The sequence below is a fragment of the Cupriavidus necator genome (genome assembly GCF_013141915.1).
GTDB lineage: Bacteria > Pseudomonadota > Gammaproteobacteria > Burkholderiales > Burkholderiaceae > Cupriavidus > Cupriavidus necator_B.
In genome coordinates this window covers 246,513-263,481 of the sequence record NZ_SROX01000005.1, presented here as the reverse complement: position 1 = coordinate 263,481, position 16,969 = coordinate 246,513, and the positions used below count along the sequence as shown (strand labels likewise).

General features: G+C 67.2%; 16 protein-coding genes. 2 read left to right on the top strand and 14 right to left on the bottom strand.

Features of this window, described 5'->3' with window-relative positions:
• Positions 1-125 precede the first annotated feature (125 nt).
• Together E5S69_RS12810 and E5S69_RS12805 are read left to right on the top strand one after the other, a co-directional pair.
• Positions 126-1,388, top strand: a complete 1,263-nt coding sequence (locus tag E5S69_RS12810) for a CaiB/BaiF CoA transferase family protein (RefSeq protein ID WP_236901306.1) — start codon at positions 126-128, stop codon at positions 1,386-1,388.
• A 32-nt stretch (positions 1,389-1,420) separates the two neighbouring features.
• Positions 1,421-2,221, top strand: a complete 801-nt coding sequence (locus tag E5S69_RS12805; protein ID WP_171515010.1) for an SDR family NAD(P)-dependent oxidoreductase — start codon at positions 1,421-1,423, stop codon at positions 2,219-2,221.
• 21 nt (positions 2,222-2,242) lie between these two features.
• On the opposite strand, the gene E5S69_RS12800 is transcribed toward E5S69_RS12805, so the two are convergent.
• From E5S69_RS12800 to E5S69_RS12735, 14 genes are all read right to left on the bottom strand, one after another.
• Positions 2,243-3,397 carry a CaiB/BaiF CoA transferase family protein gene (locus E5S69_RS12800; protein ID WP_171515009.1) on the bottom strand — a complete coding sequence of 385 codons (1,155 nt, stop codon included), beginning with the start codon at positions 3,395-3,397 and terminating at the stop codon, positions 2,243-2,245.
• Between the two features lie 113 nt (positions 3,398-3,510).
• On the bottom strand, positions 3,511-4,716 hold the full coding sequence (locus tag E5S69_RS12795) for a CaiB/BaiF CoA transferase family protein (protein ID WP_171515008.1): 1,206 nt from the start codon (positions 4,714-4,716) through the stop codon (positions 3,511-3,513).
• Positions 4,717-4,722: 6 nt separating this feature from the next.
• Positions 4,723-5,745 (bottom strand): Bug family tripartite tricarboxylate transporter substrate binding protein, encoded by a 1,023-nt coding sequence (locus E5S69_RS12790; RefSeq protein ID WP_171515007.1) that lies wholly within the window; start codon positions 5,743-5,745, stop codon positions 4,723-4,725.
• 62 nt (positions 5,746-5,807) lie between these two features.
• Positions 5,808-6,224, bottom strand: a complete 417-nt coding sequence (locus E5S69_RS12785; protein WP_171515006.1) for a Zn-ribbon domain-containing OB-fold protein — start codon at positions 6,222-6,224, stop codon at positions 5,808-5,810.
• Positions 6,225-6,237: 13 nt separating this feature from the next.
• On the bottom strand, positions 6,238-7,452 hold the full coding sequence (locus E5S69_RS12780) for a thiolase family protein (RefSeq protein WP_171515107.1): 1,215 nt from the start codon (positions 7,450-7,452) through the stop codon (positions 6,238-6,240).
• A gap of 10 nt (positions 7,453-7,462) precedes the next feature.
• Positions 7,463-7,978 carry a MaoC/PaaZ C-terminal domain-containing protein gene (locus E5S69_RS12775; RefSeq protein ID WP_171515005.1) on the bottom strand — a complete coding sequence of 172 codons (516 nt, stop codon included), beginning with the start codon at positions 7,976-7,978 and terminating at the stop codon, positions 7,463-7,465.
• Positions 7,979-8,006: 28 nt separating this feature from the next.
• The gene (locus E5S69_RS12770; RefSeq protein ID WP_336510592.1) at positions 8,007-9,155 is read right to left on the bottom strand and encodes an acyl-CoA dehydrogenase family protein; all 1,149 of its coding nucleotides are present in this window, start codon (positions 9,153-9,155) and stop codon (positions 8,007-8,009) included.
• Between the two features lie 175 nt (positions 9,156-9,330).
• The gene (locus E5S69_RS12765) at positions 9,331-10,272 is read right to left on the bottom strand and encodes a LysR family transcriptional regulator (protein ID WP_171515003.1); all 942 of its coding nucleotides are present in this window, start codon (positions 10,270-10,272) and stop codon (positions 9,331-9,333) included.
• Positions 10,273-10,667: 395 nt separating this feature from the next.
• The gene (locus E5S69_RS12760; RefSeq protein ID WP_171515002.1) at positions 10,668-11,642 is read right to left on the bottom strand and encodes an NAD(P)H-dependent flavin oxidoreductase; all 975 of its coding nucleotides are present in this window, start codon (positions 11,640-11,642) and stop codon (positions 10,668-10,670) included.
• Positions 11,643-11,705: 63 nt separating this feature from the next.
• Positions 11,706-12,674, bottom strand: coding sequence for a Bug family tripartite tricarboxylate transporter substrate binding protein (locus E5S69_RS12755; RefSeq protein ID WP_171515001.1), 969 nt, complete (start codon positions 12,672-12,674; stop codon positions 11,706-11,708).
• 22 nt (positions 12,675-12,696) lie between these two features.
• A complete protein-coding gene (locus E5S69_RS12750) occupies positions 12,697-13,467 on the bottom strand; it encodes a crotonase/enoyl-CoA hydratase family protein (protein WP_171515000.1) in 771 nt (256 codons plus the stop codon).
• Between the two features lie 10 nt (positions 13,468-13,477).
• Positions 13,478-14,275, bottom strand: a complete 798-nt coding sequence (locus E5S69_RS12745) for an SDR family NAD(P)-dependent oxidoreductase (protein ID WP_171514999.1) — start codon at positions 14,273-14,275, stop codon at positions 13,478-13,480.
• Positions 14,272-15,807: a class I adenylate-forming enzyme family protein gene (locus tag E5S69_RS12740; protein ID WP_171514998.1), complete on the bottom strand. Its 1,536-nt coding sequence runs from the start codon at positions 15,805-15,807 to the stop codon at positions 14,272-14,274. The genes E5S69_RS12745 and E5S69_RS12740 overlap by 4 nt, the downstream gene beginning before the upstream one ends.
• 15 nt (positions 15,808-15,822) lie before the next feature.
• On the bottom strand, positions 15,823-16,968 hold the full coding sequence (locus tag E5S69_RS12735; RefSeq protein WP_171514997.1) for an acyl-CoA dehydrogenase family protein: 1,146 nt from the start codon (positions 16,966-16,968) through the stop codon (positions 15,823-15,825).
• Position 16,969 lies beyond the last annotated feature (1 nt).

Sequence of the window (16,969 nt, the reverse complement as noted above, 5' to 3'; positions counted from 1 at the left end):
TCGTCCGTTTCGGGTCGTCCGCTTCGGTTCGTCCGAACCACAGCTTCGAAAATGACAAGTTGGACGCGCGGCACGGGCGCTCTACCCTTGCATCAACCGCATCCGCAAATGCAAAGGAGACCGCCTTGAACAACGACACGGGCCGCGCCGCGGCGGCCACGCAGGACCCATGTTCCATGCCCGACCGCCCGCTCCAGGGGGTGCGTGTGCTGGCCGTGGAAAACTTCGTCGCCGGCCCGTTCGCCTCGATGTGGCTTGCCGATGCGGGCGCCGAGGTCATCAAGGTCGAAGCCCCGGCGGGCGGCGACTTCGCGCGCAGCACCAGCCCAGTCAGGACGGCTGAGGACGGCAGCCCGCACGCACTGTCGTTCCTGCGCACCAACCGCAACAAGAAAAGCCTGACGCTGGACCTCAAGCAGCCCGAGGGCAAGCGGCTGTTCCTCGAACTGGCCGCCGGCGCCGACATCGTGCTCGAGAACCTGCGCCCCGGCGTGATGGACCGCCTCGGCGTCGGCTACGACACTTTGCGCGCGCGCAACCCGCGCCTGATCTACGTCGCCATCTCCGGCTTTGGCCACACCGATGTGAAGCCGAGTCCGTACACCGACCACCCGGCCCTCGACATCGTCGGGCAGGCGCTCAGCGGCCTGATGTACCGGCCCGAGCGGCAGGACGACCGGCCGACTTATCTCGGCTTCTCGATGACCGACCTGCAGGGCGGCATTCTGGCCGCGCAGGGCGCGCTGCTCGCGTTGTACCAGCGCGAGCGCACCGGGCGGGGCAAGAAGGTCGACATTTCGCTGTACGACGCCTCGCTGGTCCAGAACGAGATCTCGATCGCCATGTACTCGGCCCTGCACCAGCCGCTGCCGCCGGGCGTACCCGCGGTGACGGCGCCGTTCGGGCCGTTCCGCGCCAGTGATGGCCATATCGTCATCGCGGTGCTCGGCGAGCACATCTGGCGCCGCTTCTGCGAGGTGATCGGCAAGCCAGAGCTGGTCGATGATTCGCGCTTCGCCGACGGCATGGCCCGCCGCAAGCACAGCGCCGCGCTCGATCCGCATATCCACGCCTGGCTCGCCACGCGCACCCGCGCGCAAGCCGTGGACCTGCTGCGCGAGGGCGGCGTGCCGGCGTCGGTGGTCAACGACGTGGCCGACCTGTTCGACTGCCCGCACGTCGCGGCGCGCGAGATGCTGATGACGGTCCACGACCCAGTGTGGGGGCCGGTGCAGGTGGTCGGCAACCCGATCAAGATGTCTGACGTGCCCGAGCCCAAGGCCGGTGTGCCGCCGCGGCTCGGGGAGCATACCGACGCGGTGCTGCGCGACTGGCTGCACCTCGACGCGCGGCAGGTCGAGGCGTTGCGCACCGACGGCATCGTCTGACCGCAAGACAGAACCACAGCAAGGACACAGCAATGAAAAGTCTTGAAGGCAAGGTGGCGATCGTCACCGGCGGCACCGGCGGGATCGGCCGGGGCGTGGCACTGCAGCTCGCGGCACGTGGAGCGCTGGTGGTCATCAGCGGCAGGAGCGCGTCAAAGGCCGAAGCGGTGCTCGCCGAACTCCGCGAGGCAGGGGGACAGGGCGACTTCATTACTGGTGACGTCCGCGTGAAGGCCGACATGGACGCGCTCGCCGCCGAGGCCGGGCGCCGCCATGGCGGCATTGACATCGTGGTCGCCAATGCCGGCGGCAACGACGACGAGGCGCGCCGCCCGGACGTGCGCGGCCCGTTTGGCGATATCGACCTCGCGCGCGTCTGCGCCGTGGTGGCGGAGAACACCGCCGCGAAGCTGCTGCCGGTGCAGTCGGCCCTGCCCTTCATGCGCGAGCGTGGCGGCGGCGCGGTGGTCTTCGTGACCTCGGAGGGCGGCCGCGTGCCGACGCCGACGCAGACCGCGGTGGCCACCTTTGCCGGCGGCCTGATCAGCGCAAGCAAGGTACTGTCGAAGGAACTGGCGCGCGACGGGATCCGTGTGAACTGCGTCTGCGTGACAGTGGTACGCGACAGTCCCTCGTGGAAGGCCGCCTTCGAGCGCACCGATGGCGTGTCGGACCGGCACCGCAAGCAGTACGAGAAGATCATCGCCAGCAGCCCGCTCGGTGTGGCGAGCCCGGAGGATATCGGCCAGGTGGTGGCCTTTCTTGCCTCCGACGAGTCGCGCTACCTGACCGGGGCGACGATCAGCCCGACCGGCGGACTGACGGTTCACTGACTGGCCGCGCGGCCCGCCGCCTTACACGATGGCGCCGGCCGCGCGCAATGCCGCAATTTCCTGCAAGCCAAAGCCCCAGTCGCTCAGCACCGCGTCGGTATGCTCGCCGGGGCGGGACGGGGAATTCTGTATCGCACTGGGTGTGCGGCTGAAGCGTGGCGCGGGCGCAGGCTGCACGACGCCGTCCCGTTCGACGAATGTCCCGCGCGCGCGCAGATGCGGGTGGCCGGGCGCCTCGGCCAGCGACATGACCGGCGCGAAGCAGACCTCCCGTCCTTCGGCCAGCGCACACCATTCGTCGCGCGTGCGCGTGCGGAAAATTTCGGCGAACCTCGCTTGCACCTCAGGCCAGCGCGAACGGTCGTGCTGGTCCGGCATCTCCGCCTCGTCCAGCCCGAGCACTTCCAGCGTCGCACGCCAGAAGCGCGCCTCGTTGGACCCCACGCTGACCCAGCGGCCGTCCTTCGTCTCATAGACGTTGTACCAGGGCGCCCCCGAATCGAGCCGGTTGCTGCCGCGCTCGTCCTTCCAGTAGCCGCTGGCGAACATGCCGTAGAAGAGCGTCATCAGCGAGGCGGAGCCGTCGACCATCGCGGCATCCACCACCTGCCCCTTGCCCGAGCGCCGGCTTTCGAGGATGGCCGACACGACGCCGAGCGCCAGGTACAGCGAGCCGCCACCGAGGTCCCCGGCGAGATTGAGCGGGATCACCGGTGGGCCGCCGCAGGTGCCGACCGCGTGCAGCACGCCGGTCAGCGAAATGTAGTTGATGTCATGGCCGGGCGCGTGCGCGAGCGGCCCATCCTGGCCCCAGCCCGTCATGCGGCCGTAGACCAGCGCAGGGTTCGCCGCGAGGCAGTCTTCGGGTCCTAACCCCAGTTTCTCGGCAACACCTGGCCGGAATCCCTCCACCAGCGCGTCGGCCTGGCCCACGAGCTTCAGTACTGCGTCCTTCGCTTCCGCTTTCTTCAGGTCGAGTGCGGCGCTGCGCCGGCTGCGGTTGAGCAGGTTGAAGCGCGGATCGCCGGGTTGTCCGCCGTCGTGGCCAGGCGGACGGTCGATGCGGACAATATCCGCGCCGAGATCCGCAAGCAGCATGCAGCAGAACGGCACAGGCCCTATGCCGCCCAGCTCGATGATCCTGACGCCCGCGAGCGGGCCCTCGGTTTTGCGCATCGTATTGGTCTCCTCAAACGTCGAAACCCGGCTCGCGAATGAGCCGGGTCTGCCTCGCGCGCCGCGCCTTCGAGTGGCCACGGTCACGCTATCAGCGGTCATGGCCGCCGCGCCTACTCCGCGATCCCTGCGTCGAGCACTGCCTCGCCGCCCGACGACTGCGCCTCGCGCCGGCCACGCCGCGACGCCATCAGCCTGTCGAGGTCAGCATTGTCCTCTCCGACGTCGCGCGCCGCCGACAGCGGTCCTGGCCGCCTGCCGTTGAACAGCAGCGGCAGCCCGACCAGCGCGAGATCGTCCCCGGTCGGCTTGCCGATGATGCCCAGCGCCCGCGTCTGCTCGTGATTGACCAGTTCGCTGGTGGTCTGCACCGGTGCGCACGGCAGGCCGGCGGCGCCGAGCACTTCCTGCCAGTGAGCGCGGGGATGTTCGGCAAGCCGCCCGCCGATCAGGGCATCGATCTGTCCGCGATTGCGCAGGCGTGCGTCGTTGGTGGCAAAGCGCGGGTCGGTGGACCACTCCGGCCGGTCCAGCGCGGCACACAAACGTGCAAAGAGCCGGTCGTTGGCGCAACTGACCACCAGATGGCCATCGGCCGTGTCGTAGGCGCGGTGCGGCACGATGAAGCCGACGCCCGAGCCATGCCGGCCGCCCGTGTCGCCGTCGGCGTTGTAGTTGGCGATGCCGACCGTCATCCAGGCGATGGCCGTCTCCAACAGCGAGCTGTGGACGGTGGCGCCCACGTGCTTGCGCTGCCGCCGGCACAGCGCGGCCAGGATGCCGATGACGGCCCACATGCCCGCGCCGAAGTCGACGATCGACACGCCCGCACGCACCGGCGGCTGCCCTTCCTCGCCGGTGACGCTCATGATGCCTGCGAAGGCCTGCATCAGCGGGTCGTAGCCGGGCGCCTGGTTCAGCGGGCCGACATTGCCGAACGCGCCCACCTCGCAGCAGACCAGTTCGGGCTTGGTCACGCGCAGGCTGTCGGGGTCCAGTCCGTATTGCGCGGCCGATCCGGGGCGCAGATTGTGGAAGAAGACGTCGGCATGCTCGGCGATGAGCCGATGCAGCGTGGCGAGGTCGTCCGGGTCCTTGATGTCGAGGCTGATAAAGCGCTTGCCCTGGTTGATCGCATGGAAGGCGGCACCGCTGCCCTTCCACTTGCTCGGCCCCCAGCCGCGCGCCGAATCGCCTGTGGGGCGTTCGATCTTCCACACATCGGCGCCCAGCGCCGCAAGGATCTGGCCGGCGAACGGCGCCGAGGCGCTGTCGCTCAGTTCCACGACCACCACGCCATCGAGAGGCAGGTCACGCATGGCTTCTTACTCCGGCTGATAGTTGAGTTCGGCGAAGAGGCCTTTCCATACCGCGACCTCTTCCTTCAGTTGTCGGGCGAACTCGCCCGGAGACGACACCACCATGCTGCCGCTCAAGCGCGACTCCACCATACTCCTGAATTGCGTGTCTGCCGACAACGCCCGGAGATCGCGCGCGATCCGGTCGACCACGGCCGGCGGCGTGGACTTCGGCACGAACATGCCGGCCCACAGCAGCGGCAGGTAGCCCTTGTAGCCCACGGCCTCCGACAGTGTCGGCACGTCGGGCAGGTCTGCATAGCGCTCGGTGCTGATGGCGGCCATCGGCCGCAGCTTGCCGGCCTCCATCTGCGACTTCATCGAGCTTGGCGTGTTCACGAGGAATTGCGCATCGTCGCGCATCACCGCCATGTTCATCGCGGTCACGCTGTTGAAGTCGATCGGTGCGTATTTCATGCCGAGCGACTTGTTCAACAGCGCCATCGTCAGGTTGAAGATCGACGTTCGGCCGGTACCGGCGAAGAACAGGCCATCGGTGCCACGCCGGCTCAGGTCGACCAGCCCGCGCATGGTCTTCGCCTTGCCGGCGGTGCCATCATTGGCGGCGACCACAAGCTGGTAATTGATGACTTTGTACACCGGAACCAGGTCGGTCGTCGGGTCGAACTTCAGGTTCCTGGTGGTGAACTTCGGCAGGATCGAGCTTTGCGTGCCGAGCAGCAGCGTGTGCCCGTCAGTGGCGTTCACCACGTATTCAGTGCCGATTACGCCGCCCGCGCCCGGCCGGTTCTCCACGATCACCGGCTGCTTCCACATGCCTTCGAGCCGTTGCGCCAGCAGGCGCGCGAGCAAGTCGCCGCTGGAGCCGGCCGCCAGCGGAATGACGATGCGCACCGGGCGCGTCGGCCACGGCTCGGCCGCCGCCGATGCCAGCCGCGGCAGCAACATCGCCGCACAGCCGGCCAGGCAGGCGGCGCCCGCCTTGCGTAGCCAGCGCCGCCGGTGATCCCGTTTACGGGGGTCGGTCATGGGTCTCCTCCTTCTATCTCTTTATAGATGTCTTGCCGGATGCCTGGCGAGGGCGCGAAGCGTCAGGCCGCGGCGAAAACCGGCAGGCGTTGCCCGCCCCGCTCGATCACCCACGCCGTCATGCGCGCACCGATGCGCAGCGCTTCCGGCGGTCCCTCGATCTGCGCGAACAGGTGATAGCCCTCGTCCATCTCCACGAAGCCCACGGTATAGGGGGCGATCGACGCGAAGGCCGGCGTGGGCCCGCGCATCACGGTGCTGTACGAATACAGCGTGCCGCTGCCTTTGGCCTCCTGCCACACCAGCCCGTCGCCATCGTCCGCCTCGCAATGCGGGCAGAACGAATGCGCCGGCCAGACTGCCTCGCCGCAGCCGGTGCACCGCTGGTACTTCAACTGCCCCGCCGCCAGCCCTTCCCAGTAGGGTCGGGCGTCGAGCAGCGCGTAAGGCTGCGGCCAGCCGTCTTTCGTCTGGATCATCACGTGCTCCCGTTCAGGTTGTCGAAGACAGCAGCACCACGCTGCCGGCCGCCAGCATGCCGCCCGCGCCCTGCACCAGCACGGTCTTCGGCCGACGCTGCGGCGCGAGGCCCAGCGGCTGGCCGCGCAACTGCCGCACGGCCTCGACCAGGCTGTCCATGTTGCAGGAGATGCCCGGCTGGCCGAACGACAGCCAGCCGCCGTTGGTGTCGGTCGGCAGGTCGCCGTCGAAGCCCGTGCGGCCCTCGCGGTACAGGTCGATCCCCCGGCCCTTCTTGGCAAAGCCCAGGTCCTCCATCACGATGGGCCCCATATGCGCAAAGTTGACGGAGATTTGCGCCATGTCGATATCCGCGCGCGACAGTCCCGACATGCCGAATGCCTGGGTCGCCGCCGCGGCCGTGGCCGTGTGGGTCAGGTTGGGCATGGGGCCAAGCTCGGGGAAGCGACATGTACGCATGTTCATGCGGTCCGTCAGGTATTCGTGCGTCGTGGCGGACCCGTAGCCCAGCAGGTAGACCGGATCGGCATGCATCGCGCGCGCCCGTTCCGGCGACGTGACCACCAGTGCACCACCGGTGCCGCCGCCCCACGTCGAGCACATCCAGCGCCGCAGCGGGCTGGCGACATAGGGCGACGCCAGCACCGTCTCGCGGTCCACCTCCCCGAAGCGCGCCTTGGCCGCGTGCGGATGGTGAACGCCCCAGCGCTGGTTCGACACCGCCACATCGGCCAGATCGGCCTCGGTCAGATCGTACTCATGCAGATACCGGCAGGCGGCCTGCCCGTACAGCGCCGGAATGATGGGGCCGTACGGCACCTCGAACTGCGGGTCCGCGTCGGCCTCGGCGCCCATGGCGACGGCGTCGACGAACAGCTCCGTCGCATCGCTCTGCAGGCACAGCACGTACTCCGCCTGCCCGGCCGCGATCATCTCCGAAGCCACCGCCAGCGTCGCCGTGAGGCCAGCGCCGTGCATGGTGATCTCGGTGGTGCGCTTCACCGGCATCTGCATGTGCGAGATGAAGATGTTGCTCCACTGCGAGCGCTTGTCGGCCCACGGCGAGCGGCCCGTGTAGACCGCATCGACCTGTTCCTTGCGAATGCCCGCGTCACGCAGCGCGCGCCGCGTGGCTTCGGCCGCAAGCTGAAGAGGATCCTTGCGATCCTGGCGGGAGGCGTAGGCATCCCCCATCCCGACAATCGCGGCGACTGGCTTCGTCGACATCATGTCGCCCTCAGGCCGCCTTCAGTTCGGGCAGCGACGATGCGATCAGCGCGTCCAGATCCTCGCGCCTGCGCAGCATCAGCAGGCTCCATTCGCCCTGCTGGAGCAGGTCGCCGTTCTGGTTGATCGCGCTGATGCGGAACTTGATCACGCCGTACTTCTCGTCCTTCTCCTTCTTGCCGATGACCTCGCAGACCGCATAGATGGTGTCGTTGATGTACACCGGGTTGCGGAAGCGCATGTTGTCGATGCCATAGTTGGCCTGGATGCCGAGTCCGAACTGGATCAGGCCGGTGACGATCGAGTACGTCAGCGAGCCCTGCACCAGCCGCTGGCCGAAGCGCGTCTTCGAGGCGTAGTGCGTGTTCGAGTGGATCTCGATCCAGTTGCCGGTCAGCGCGCAGTAGTTGACCACGTCAGCCTCGGTGACGGTGCGCCCGCCCGAGCGGAACACCTGGCCGATCTGCAGTTCATCGAAGGTCTGGTCGATGCGGTTGTTGATGATGCGCTTGCTCGTGTCGCTCATGGCTGTCTCTCCTTCAATGTCGTCTGCTTCAGCCGATCCGCATGGACTTGGCGATGATGGTCTTCTGGATCTGCGAGGTGCCGCCGCCAATGGTCGACTGCACGCTCTCGCGCAGGTAGCGCTCCATGTCGGCTTCCGGCAGGTTGGCGTAGCCGCCGAGCACCTGCATGCCGGTCAGCGCGCACTGCTTGAGCGTCTCCGAGCCGAACAGTTTTGCCATCGATACTTCGCGGCTGCACGGCACGTCGGCCGCCGCCATCTGCGCGGCGCGGTAGCACAGCAGGCGCGCGGCATCCACCTCGGTCTGGCGGTCTGCCAGCATGTGCTTGAGCACCTGGAAGTCCCACAACTGCTTGCCGAACTGGATGCGCTCGTGGGCGTACTGCGTGGCCTTCGACACCGCTGTCTGCGCGTTGCCGACATAGGCGGCGGCCACTGCGCAGCGCTCCAGTTCAAGGTGCTTGGTAATGATTTCCCAACCCTGGCCTTCCTCGCCCAGCAGGGCGTCGGCCGGCACGCGGACTTCATCGAGGAAGATCTCGGTGGTGCCGGTGGCGTGGCGCGACAGCGTCGGCAGCTTGTTGATGACCAGTCCCGGCGTGGAGTTGGGGATCAGCAGCACCGAGAGGCCGCCGTGCTTGTTGTCGGCATCGGTGCGGACCAGCATGGCGATCACGGTGTCCTGCGCCGCCGCGCCGCTGCACCACAGCTTCTGGCCGGAGACGATCCAGTCGCCGTTCTCGTCGCGGCGGGCGCGGGTCTTGGTGTTCGAGGCATCCGAACCGGCGTCGGGCTCCGAGATCGACACCGAGAAACGGATCTTGCCGTCGATAAACGGCTTGATGTACTTGTCCTTCTGCGCGGCGGTGCCGTACTTGGCGATATTCATCGCCGTGAAGGTCGGCACCAGCACCGCGGCTGCGAAGTCGAAGCCGAACTTGCCGAGACCCTCGGCCATCAGCGTGTAGTCGAAGATGTCGCCGCCCGCGCCGCCCTCTTCCTCGCTGAACAGCAGGCCCAGCCAGCCCTGCTTCGCGATCTTGTCGTAGGCCTCGTACGGATAGTCGCGGTTCTGGTCGCATTTGCGCACGTACTCGACCGTGACCTCGTTGTCCATGAAGCGGTTCACGGTGTCGAGCCAGAGGGCCTGGGATTCGTTCAGGAAGTTCGGTTGCACTTCATCTCTCCATTGTTGGGTGGCGCCGGCTTGCATCGGTGCAGCGCGTGTTGGAAGAGTAGAGTCGTGCCGCCGCGCGGCCAACTGGCCATTTCTGAAGCGGCGCTTCGGTGCGTTCGAAATGAAAAGGGCGGGCACGAATGCCCGCCCTGCCGGCGATGCGGAAGCTGGAACGTCAGTCCTGCGCCGGCGCCGGCGCCTGTTCGCCGGGACGGTCGAGCAGTTGCTTCATCAGGGCGGCGGCGGCGGGACTCGGTACCCGTCCGCGTGGCGTGGCAATGTGGATACTGCGCACCGCCCACGGTTCATCCAGCGGAATACAGCTCACGTCATCGAACAATTGATGGCTTACCAGGCACTCCGGCTGCACCGTCACGCCGAGTCCCGCCTGCACGAGGCTGATTGCCGTGCCTGCGCTGCGGACGCTGAACGCCGGCGCAAACTCCTTTCCCAGCCGCTTTGCCGCGACGCGGAAGGCGCCCAGCATCGCATCGACCGGAATCACGCGCTCGGGCAGCAGGTCGGCAAACGTGACGGTCTCATGCGCGCCCAGCGCATGGGTCCGGGGTACGACTGCCACCAGCCGGTCGCGGCGGTACGGCGTGACGTCAACGCCGCCGAGCTCCAGTTCGTGGGCCATGGCAAACACGCCGATGTCGGCATCGCTGCGGGACACCACCTCCAGGATCTGCGCGTTTTCGACCTCGCGCACGGCCAGTTCCACCAGCGGGAAATCGCGGGCATAGTCGCCCAGCTCACGCGCCAGGAACGGCGCAATGATCGAACGCGCCGACGCCACTACGACCTTGCCGCGCATCCCTTCGGTAAAGGCCGCGATCTCGGAACGCATGTCCTCCACGTTATCGAAGATGCGGCGCGCGTAGTGGACCAGCACCGCACCGGCCGGACTGGGCACTACGCCCTTGGGGCCACGTTCGAGCAGCTTCACGCCGGCGATGTCTTCGAGGTCCTGGATGCGCTTGGTCGCGGTCGAGGCGGCAATATTCTCCCGCGCCGCGGCACGCTGGATCTGCTGCTCTTCGACGGCGGACAGGAACAGGCGCAGCGTAAACAGGTCGATTTGCCGGATCAGGTGCAGGCGGTTGAATGTGCCCATTTATGTACCCATTCTTGGAGGGTCGAAGCGGTGCGATGAGGCGGATATTATGCCTCGCCGGCGCGCGCGTCGTTGCCCGGGATGTGCGCGGATCCTGCACGCCGCCAGCACGGCAAGTTTCCAGGCCAACCGGGCAATGAGCGCGCTGGCGGGCGACACGGCGCGTTGCCTGAGCAGGCACGCGCGCAATGGAGGCGTGCGTCCCGGCATCCGAAGCGTAAGCCCTGCGGCCACACCCGCCAACTGGCCGTTCCCAAAGCGGCGGTTCGTTGCGGTCGAAGCGAACCCCCACGGCTTGCCGTTGCGGTCAGCGAAAGATGCCGCCGGGAACGCCAGCCTATCGCCATGAACCGCGGTGCACGGCCGCGCAGGCGTACGCGGCAGTCGTCCCGACGTCAGGCCGTCGCCAGCAGCCCCGTCGTGTCTTGCTGCGCGGCCCTGTACTGGGTCAGAAGCTCGTCCACCAGCCCGGCCACGTCCTGCACCGCATTGACCCCTGACACCGAATGCCCCGCGCTCCAGATATCGACCCAGCGGCGCGGCGTGCGGCCGCCGTTGTGGTGCTCGCTGTACAGTTCGGCCGCCCGCTCCGGCGTGATCGGGCCGGCCAGCGCCTTGGGGTCGAGCCCCGCGGCGATCACGGACGGGCGCAGCATATTGGTGTCCAGCCCGGTGAAAGCCTGGGTCAGCAGCACGTCATCGAGCCGGCTGTCGACAAGCATGGCCTTGTAGCGCTCCGCGCCCAGGCTTTCGCGCGTGGCAATGAAGCGGGTGCCCATCATGCCCAGGTCACAGCCCAGCGTGCGGGCCGCCCACAGCGCGGCACCATCGGACATGCCGCCAGACAGCACGATGGGGCCGTCAAACATCTGCCGCACGGCACGCACAAAGGCAAACGGGTTGGCCCAGCCGGTCTGCCCGCCGGCCCCGGCCGAGAGCAGCACCAGGCCGTCAGCCCCGGCCGCCAGCGCCTTCTCCGCATGGCGGATCGAAGCCACGTCGGCGAACACCAGGCAGCCGATATCGTGCAGCGGCTGGATGACCGCCTCGGGCGAGCCCACGCTGGCGATGACCATCTCCACCCGCTGGCGGATGAGGACCTGCAGGTCTTCATCCAGCGTGGCCTGGCGGCGCATGATGATGTTCGGGCAGACCGGCGCGGTCGGGCCCGGCGCGTCCGCGCAGCGGGCCTTGATCTCGGTAAGCCAGGCGTCCAGTTGCGCGGCGCTGCGGGCGTTGACCGTCGGAAACGCGCCGATGACGCCGCTGCGGCACGCGGCCGTCACCAGCTCCGGGCCGGACACGCGCAGCATCGGCGCGGCGATCAGGGGCAAGCGCAGGCGCGACGCCAGCGATGAAGGCAAGCTCATGCAATCCTCTCTTGGATGCCTGGCATCCGCGCACAGCGCGGTGTGCCAAGCCATGTCGATCCATCAGTTGGTGTAGCCGGTCTTTTCGATCAGGCGCGCAAAGCGCTTGCGCTCTTCCTGTGCATAGCGCGTGGTCTTTTCCGGATCCAGGTCGACCGTCTCGGAGCCCGCGCTGGATTGCTCCATGTAAGCCAGATACTCTTTGGATTTCAGCGCAGCGGAGAACCCCTTGTACAGGCGCTGGACCATCTCTGGCGGCGTGCCGGCCTTGACCCCGTAGCCGATCCAGATATAAGCCGTCGAACCGGGGTAGCCCAGCTCGCTGAAGGTTGGAACATCGTGGAAGGCCGGAGGCCTGCGCTCGTGCGTCAAGGCCAGCAGGTGGATCTTGCCGGCGCGGAAGAATTCGCGCGCGGCGCCGGCGTCGATGATCATCGCATCGACATTGCCCCCGACCACGTCGTTGAGCGCGGGCGCAGGGGCCTTGTATTGCACGTTGTTGAGCTCGATGCCGAGCTCGCGCTGGATCATCAGCGCCAGCAGCTTGTAGTAATGCCCGCTATAGGTCGCCAGCGACGCCTTGCCCGGATTGGCCTTGGCGTAGGCGACGAATTCGGCCAGCGACTTGTGCTTGCCCGCTTTCACGACCAGGGCAGTGCCGCCCCGCGCCGAGGTGATGACGGGCTGCAGCTGTGCTTCCGGATTGAAGCGCAGGCTCTTGTTGACCAACGGCACGATCACCATGTTGCTGGGCGAGATCATCAGCACGCGGGTTCCGTCAGCCGGGCCGTTCAGCACGTACTGCGTGGCGATCATGGTGTCGGCCCCCGGCTTGTTCTCGACGATCACCGTGCGCTGCAGTTCCTGGGACAGGATGCTGGCCAGGATGCGCGTGCTGGTATCGGCGCCTGAGCCGCCGCCCAGCGGCAGGATGATGCTGATCGGGGTCTTGTCCTGCGCCAGCAGCGGGGCAGGCACCGTCCATGCCGCAGCCGCCGCGGCGGAGCCCAGCAGAAAGCTTCGTCGTTGCATCGTTGTCTCCTCCTTGTTGGCGCTATTCGCCCGACCAGACCGGCGCGCGCTTGGCCGCGAAGGCCTTGAGTCCTTCCACCCGGTCCCTGGAGTTGAGCGCGACCTGGGCGATGGGCATCTGGTTTTCCCAGGCGTCCAGCTCCTGCCATTCGAAGGCCTTGGACATGATGCGCTTCGACGCGGCCAGGGCCGTCGGGCCGTTCACCAGCAGCGAGCGGGCCAGCTCGATGGCGCTGTCCAGGGCCGAGCCGGGCTCGACCACCCGGTTCAGGATGCCATAGGGCCGCAGGAAGTCGGCGTCGTAGATCTTGCCGGTCAGGGCCATCTCGAAAGCGATATTGCAAGGAATCTTCTTGGGCAGGCGGAACAGCCCCCCGCCCACGGCGACCAGGTTGTGCCTGACCTCGGGCAGGCCGAACTTGGCGTTGGCGGCGGCCACCACCATGTCGGCAGTCAGGCACAGCTCGAAGCCGCCGCCGACCGCATAGCCCTCGACGGCGGCGACCAGCGGCTTGCGCAGCGGGTGCATGAAGCAGCCGAAGCCGCCGCGGCGCAGCCTGGCGCGCTTGGCGCCGCTGGCCGCTTCCTTCAGGTCGGCGCCGGTCGAGAAATTGCCGCCTGCGCCATGGATGACGGCAACGAAGCAGGTACGGTCCTCTTCGATCTCGTCCATGATGTCCTGCAGCGCGATCGCCATGGCGTTATTGCAGCAGTTCTTGACCTCGGGCCGGTTCAGGGTGATGACGGCGACCCCGTCTTGCTTCTCCAGCACTGCGGCTTGCTCGGTTGTCATGCTGCGCTCCTTACAGGTTGAACGAGAATCCGCCGTTGACCGGGTAGGTCTGGCCGGTGATCCACGAGCTGGATCCCGAGGCCAGGAACAGCACCATGTTGGCCACGTCCTCGGGCTGCCCCACGCGGCGGATCACGTAGTTCGACAGCATCTTCTTTTTCCTGTCGGGATCGGCCTCGAGACGCGCCGCGATCGCCGGCGTTGCGGTGGCGGAGATGGCCACGCAATTGGCCGTGATGTTGTAGCGCCCCAGGGCGCGGGCCGCGCCGCGCATGAAGCCGGCGGCGCCGGCCTTGGCGCCGGAGTAGATCTCCAGGTTGGGCTCGCCCACGCGGCCGGCGTCGGAGATGATGGTGATCAGCCGGCCCGCATTCTTTTCGATCATGCCGGGCACGACCGCCGCGGTGCAGTTGATGACGCCGTAGAAATTGACGCGGATAAAGCTGTCCCACGCCGCCTCGCCGACTTCCCAGAAATGCTTGCGCGCTTCCGGGTCGGGGTTGACGCCGGAATTGCCGGCGTTGTTGACCAGGATGTCGATGCTGCCGCCGGCCGCTTGCGCGGCCTGCGCAAACACGGCCTTGACCTGCGCCTGGTCGGTCACGTCACAGACAGCCGCCACGGCTTTCACGCCCAGCGCCCCGATTTCCTGCACCACCGCGTGCGCGCGCTCGGCATAGAAGTCGTTGACGATGACGGCGCGCGCGCCGCTCCTGGCAAAGTGCAGGGCCACCTCGCGGCCCACCCCCTGGCCCGCGCCGGTCACGGCCGCGATTTTTCCGTCGAGATCGGTCAGGTTCAAGTTCATACGTTTCGCTCCTGGTTATTCCAATGAGGTTGGCGAAGCTCGCGCTTCAGGATCTTGCCGACGGCGTTGCGCGGCAGTTCGGCGACATGCACGAAATCCCGTGGCCGCTTGTATGACGCCAGGTGCGCCTGCCCCAGCGCCGCCAGTTCGTCGCCCGCGATGGGCCGGCCGTCCTTGGACTCGTAATAGGCCACCACTTTCTCGCCGAATTCTTCGTCGGGCAGGCCGACCACCGCGATGTCGAGCAAGCCGGGATGCTGGTAGAACGCGGCTTCGATTTCCGCGGGATAGATGTTGACCCCGCCCGAGATGATCATGTCCTTGGCGCGGTCGGTGATGTAGAGATAGCCGTCGCCATCGAGATGCCCCATGTCGCCCGTGCGGAAGAAGCCGCGCGCATCGAGCGTGTCCTGCTCCAGCGGCGGCGCGTTGAGATAGTTCCTGATCACGGCCGGGGTGTTGACCCAGATCTCGCCGACGGTGCCGCAGGGGCACGGCGCACCATCCTCGCTGCGGATTTCGACTTCCACGCCGTCATAGGGCAGGCCGCTGGAGCCGGGTTTCTTGAAGTGGTCTTCCGCCTTCATGCCGGCGATCATGCCGGTCTCGGTGGAGCCGTAGCCCTCATGCAGCACCGGCCCGAACTGCGCTTGCACCCACTGCTTGATCGCCATCGGGACCGGCGCGGCGCCGATGCCCATGCTCTTGAGGCGCGGCACCTGGCGGCCCGAAGCCTCCTGGTAGCTCTTGAGCCGTTTGTACATGGTGGGCACGCCGGTCCAGTGCGTGACACCATGCTGCTCGGCCAGGTCGAACCAGTGCGCGGCATCGAAGCGGTTCTGCAGGACCAGCATGGAGCCGTGCGTCATTGCCGCGCGCACCTGCGAGGGGCCCGATCCGTGGTGCAGGGGCATGGACACCAGCACTACGTCGGATGGCTGGTAGCGCTTGTACGCGCCGCCCTGGGCTTCCAGATAGCGGTTCAGGCGCTCGTCGCCCGGCTGGGGCCGCAGGTGGCGCGCCACGCCCTTGGGCCTGCCCGTGGTACCGGAGGTGTAGATGATCTGCTCGCACAGTTCTTCCATGAGGAGGGGCGCTCCGCCCGGCTGGACCAGTGCGTTCCATTGGCTCTGTGCGCCAGTCCTGCTTACCGGAATGATCGCGTCCCGCGGCAGCACGGAGATTTTGTCCATGAACCCATGCGGCTGCTCGTCGTCCAGAACCAGCATGCTGGCGCCGGCGTTTTCCAGCACATAGTTGACCTCGTCGGGGACCAGGCGCCAGTTGATGCCCAGCAGGCGGGCCTTGAGCTTGGACAGTGCCAGCATCAGGGCCACCCATTGCGTCGTGGTCTGCATGCGCAGGGCCACGATGTCGCCGGCGACGACCCCGCGGCTGGCCAGTTGGTTGGCGATGTTGTCGGCCAGGGTGTTGAGTTCGCGCCAGCTCAGGCGGGCGTCCGCGGCCAGCACGGCGGTCCGGTCGGGCTGGACCTGGGCCCAGTGCTCAGGCAGGGTCGGTACAGGTGTCATGGGGATGTCCATCGATCAGCGGAACAGGTGGCGGGCCAGCACGTGGTACTTGTGCACCTCGCTCGGGCCTTCATAGATGCGGGCGGGGCGCTGCGAGCGGTACCAGTGCGCGATGGGGTTGTCCAGCGAGACCCCGGCCGCGCCGAAGATCTGCACGCCGCGGTCAAGTACGCGCCCGACCACCTCGGTGGCCTGCATCTTGATCAGGCTGGCCTCTACACGCGTGTCGTGGCCGGCATCGGCCTTGCGGGCGGCGGCATACATCATCAGGCGGCACTGGTTGATGTCGATCCAGGAATCCACAACCATGGCCTGGACCGCCTGCTTCTGCGACAGGGTGGAACCGAAGGCCACGCGTTGATTCGCGTAGTCGGTCATCATCGCCAAGGTGCGCATGGCGATGCCCATGGCGCGCGCGCCCACGCCGAAGCGCGCCTGCGAGAGGATGATCTGGGCATTGCGAAAGCCTTCGCCGCTGGCGCCGATCAACGCATCCTCCGGCACTTCGCAGTTGTCGAAGATCAGCTCGTTGGTGATCATGCCGTCCAGCGTCTGGATGTCGCGCGACACCTTCAGGCCCGGGTTGGCCTTGTCCACCGCGAACATGGAGATGCCGCCGTGCTGGCGCTTTGCCTGGTCGGTCACGGCCACGACGAAGATCACCTCGGCCGGACCGACGCTGGAGATAAAGACCTTGGTGCCGTTGATCACCCACTTGTCGCCGCGCTTGACGGCCTTGGTCTGGATCGCATTGCCAGGATCGGCGCCGCCCGAAGGCTCGGTCTGCGCAAACGCGTAGCGCAGCCGGTCCTCCAGGCAGGGATCGAGGTAGCGCGCCTTCTGCGCGCCCGTGGCGTTGAAGAGAAACGGCGGCACCTGTCCGCCGAAGCGCAGCGGCACCAGGCACTGGAAGTTCTCCTCGATGACGGCCAGTTGCTGCGTCACCGTCAGCTTCGCGCCGCCCAGCGCCTCGGGCAGCGTCAGGCCCCACAACCCCACCTCTTTTGCGGCCCGGGTGCCCGGCAGCAGGTCCTGCGGGGTGATCTCGCCGCCCTGCAGCTTGCGGGCCTCCAGCGGCATCTGGTGCTTGTGCACCAGCTTGCGGGTAAGGTCCACGATGGCACGCGTGTCCTCGTCGAATTCGACCATGTAGTCGATCATG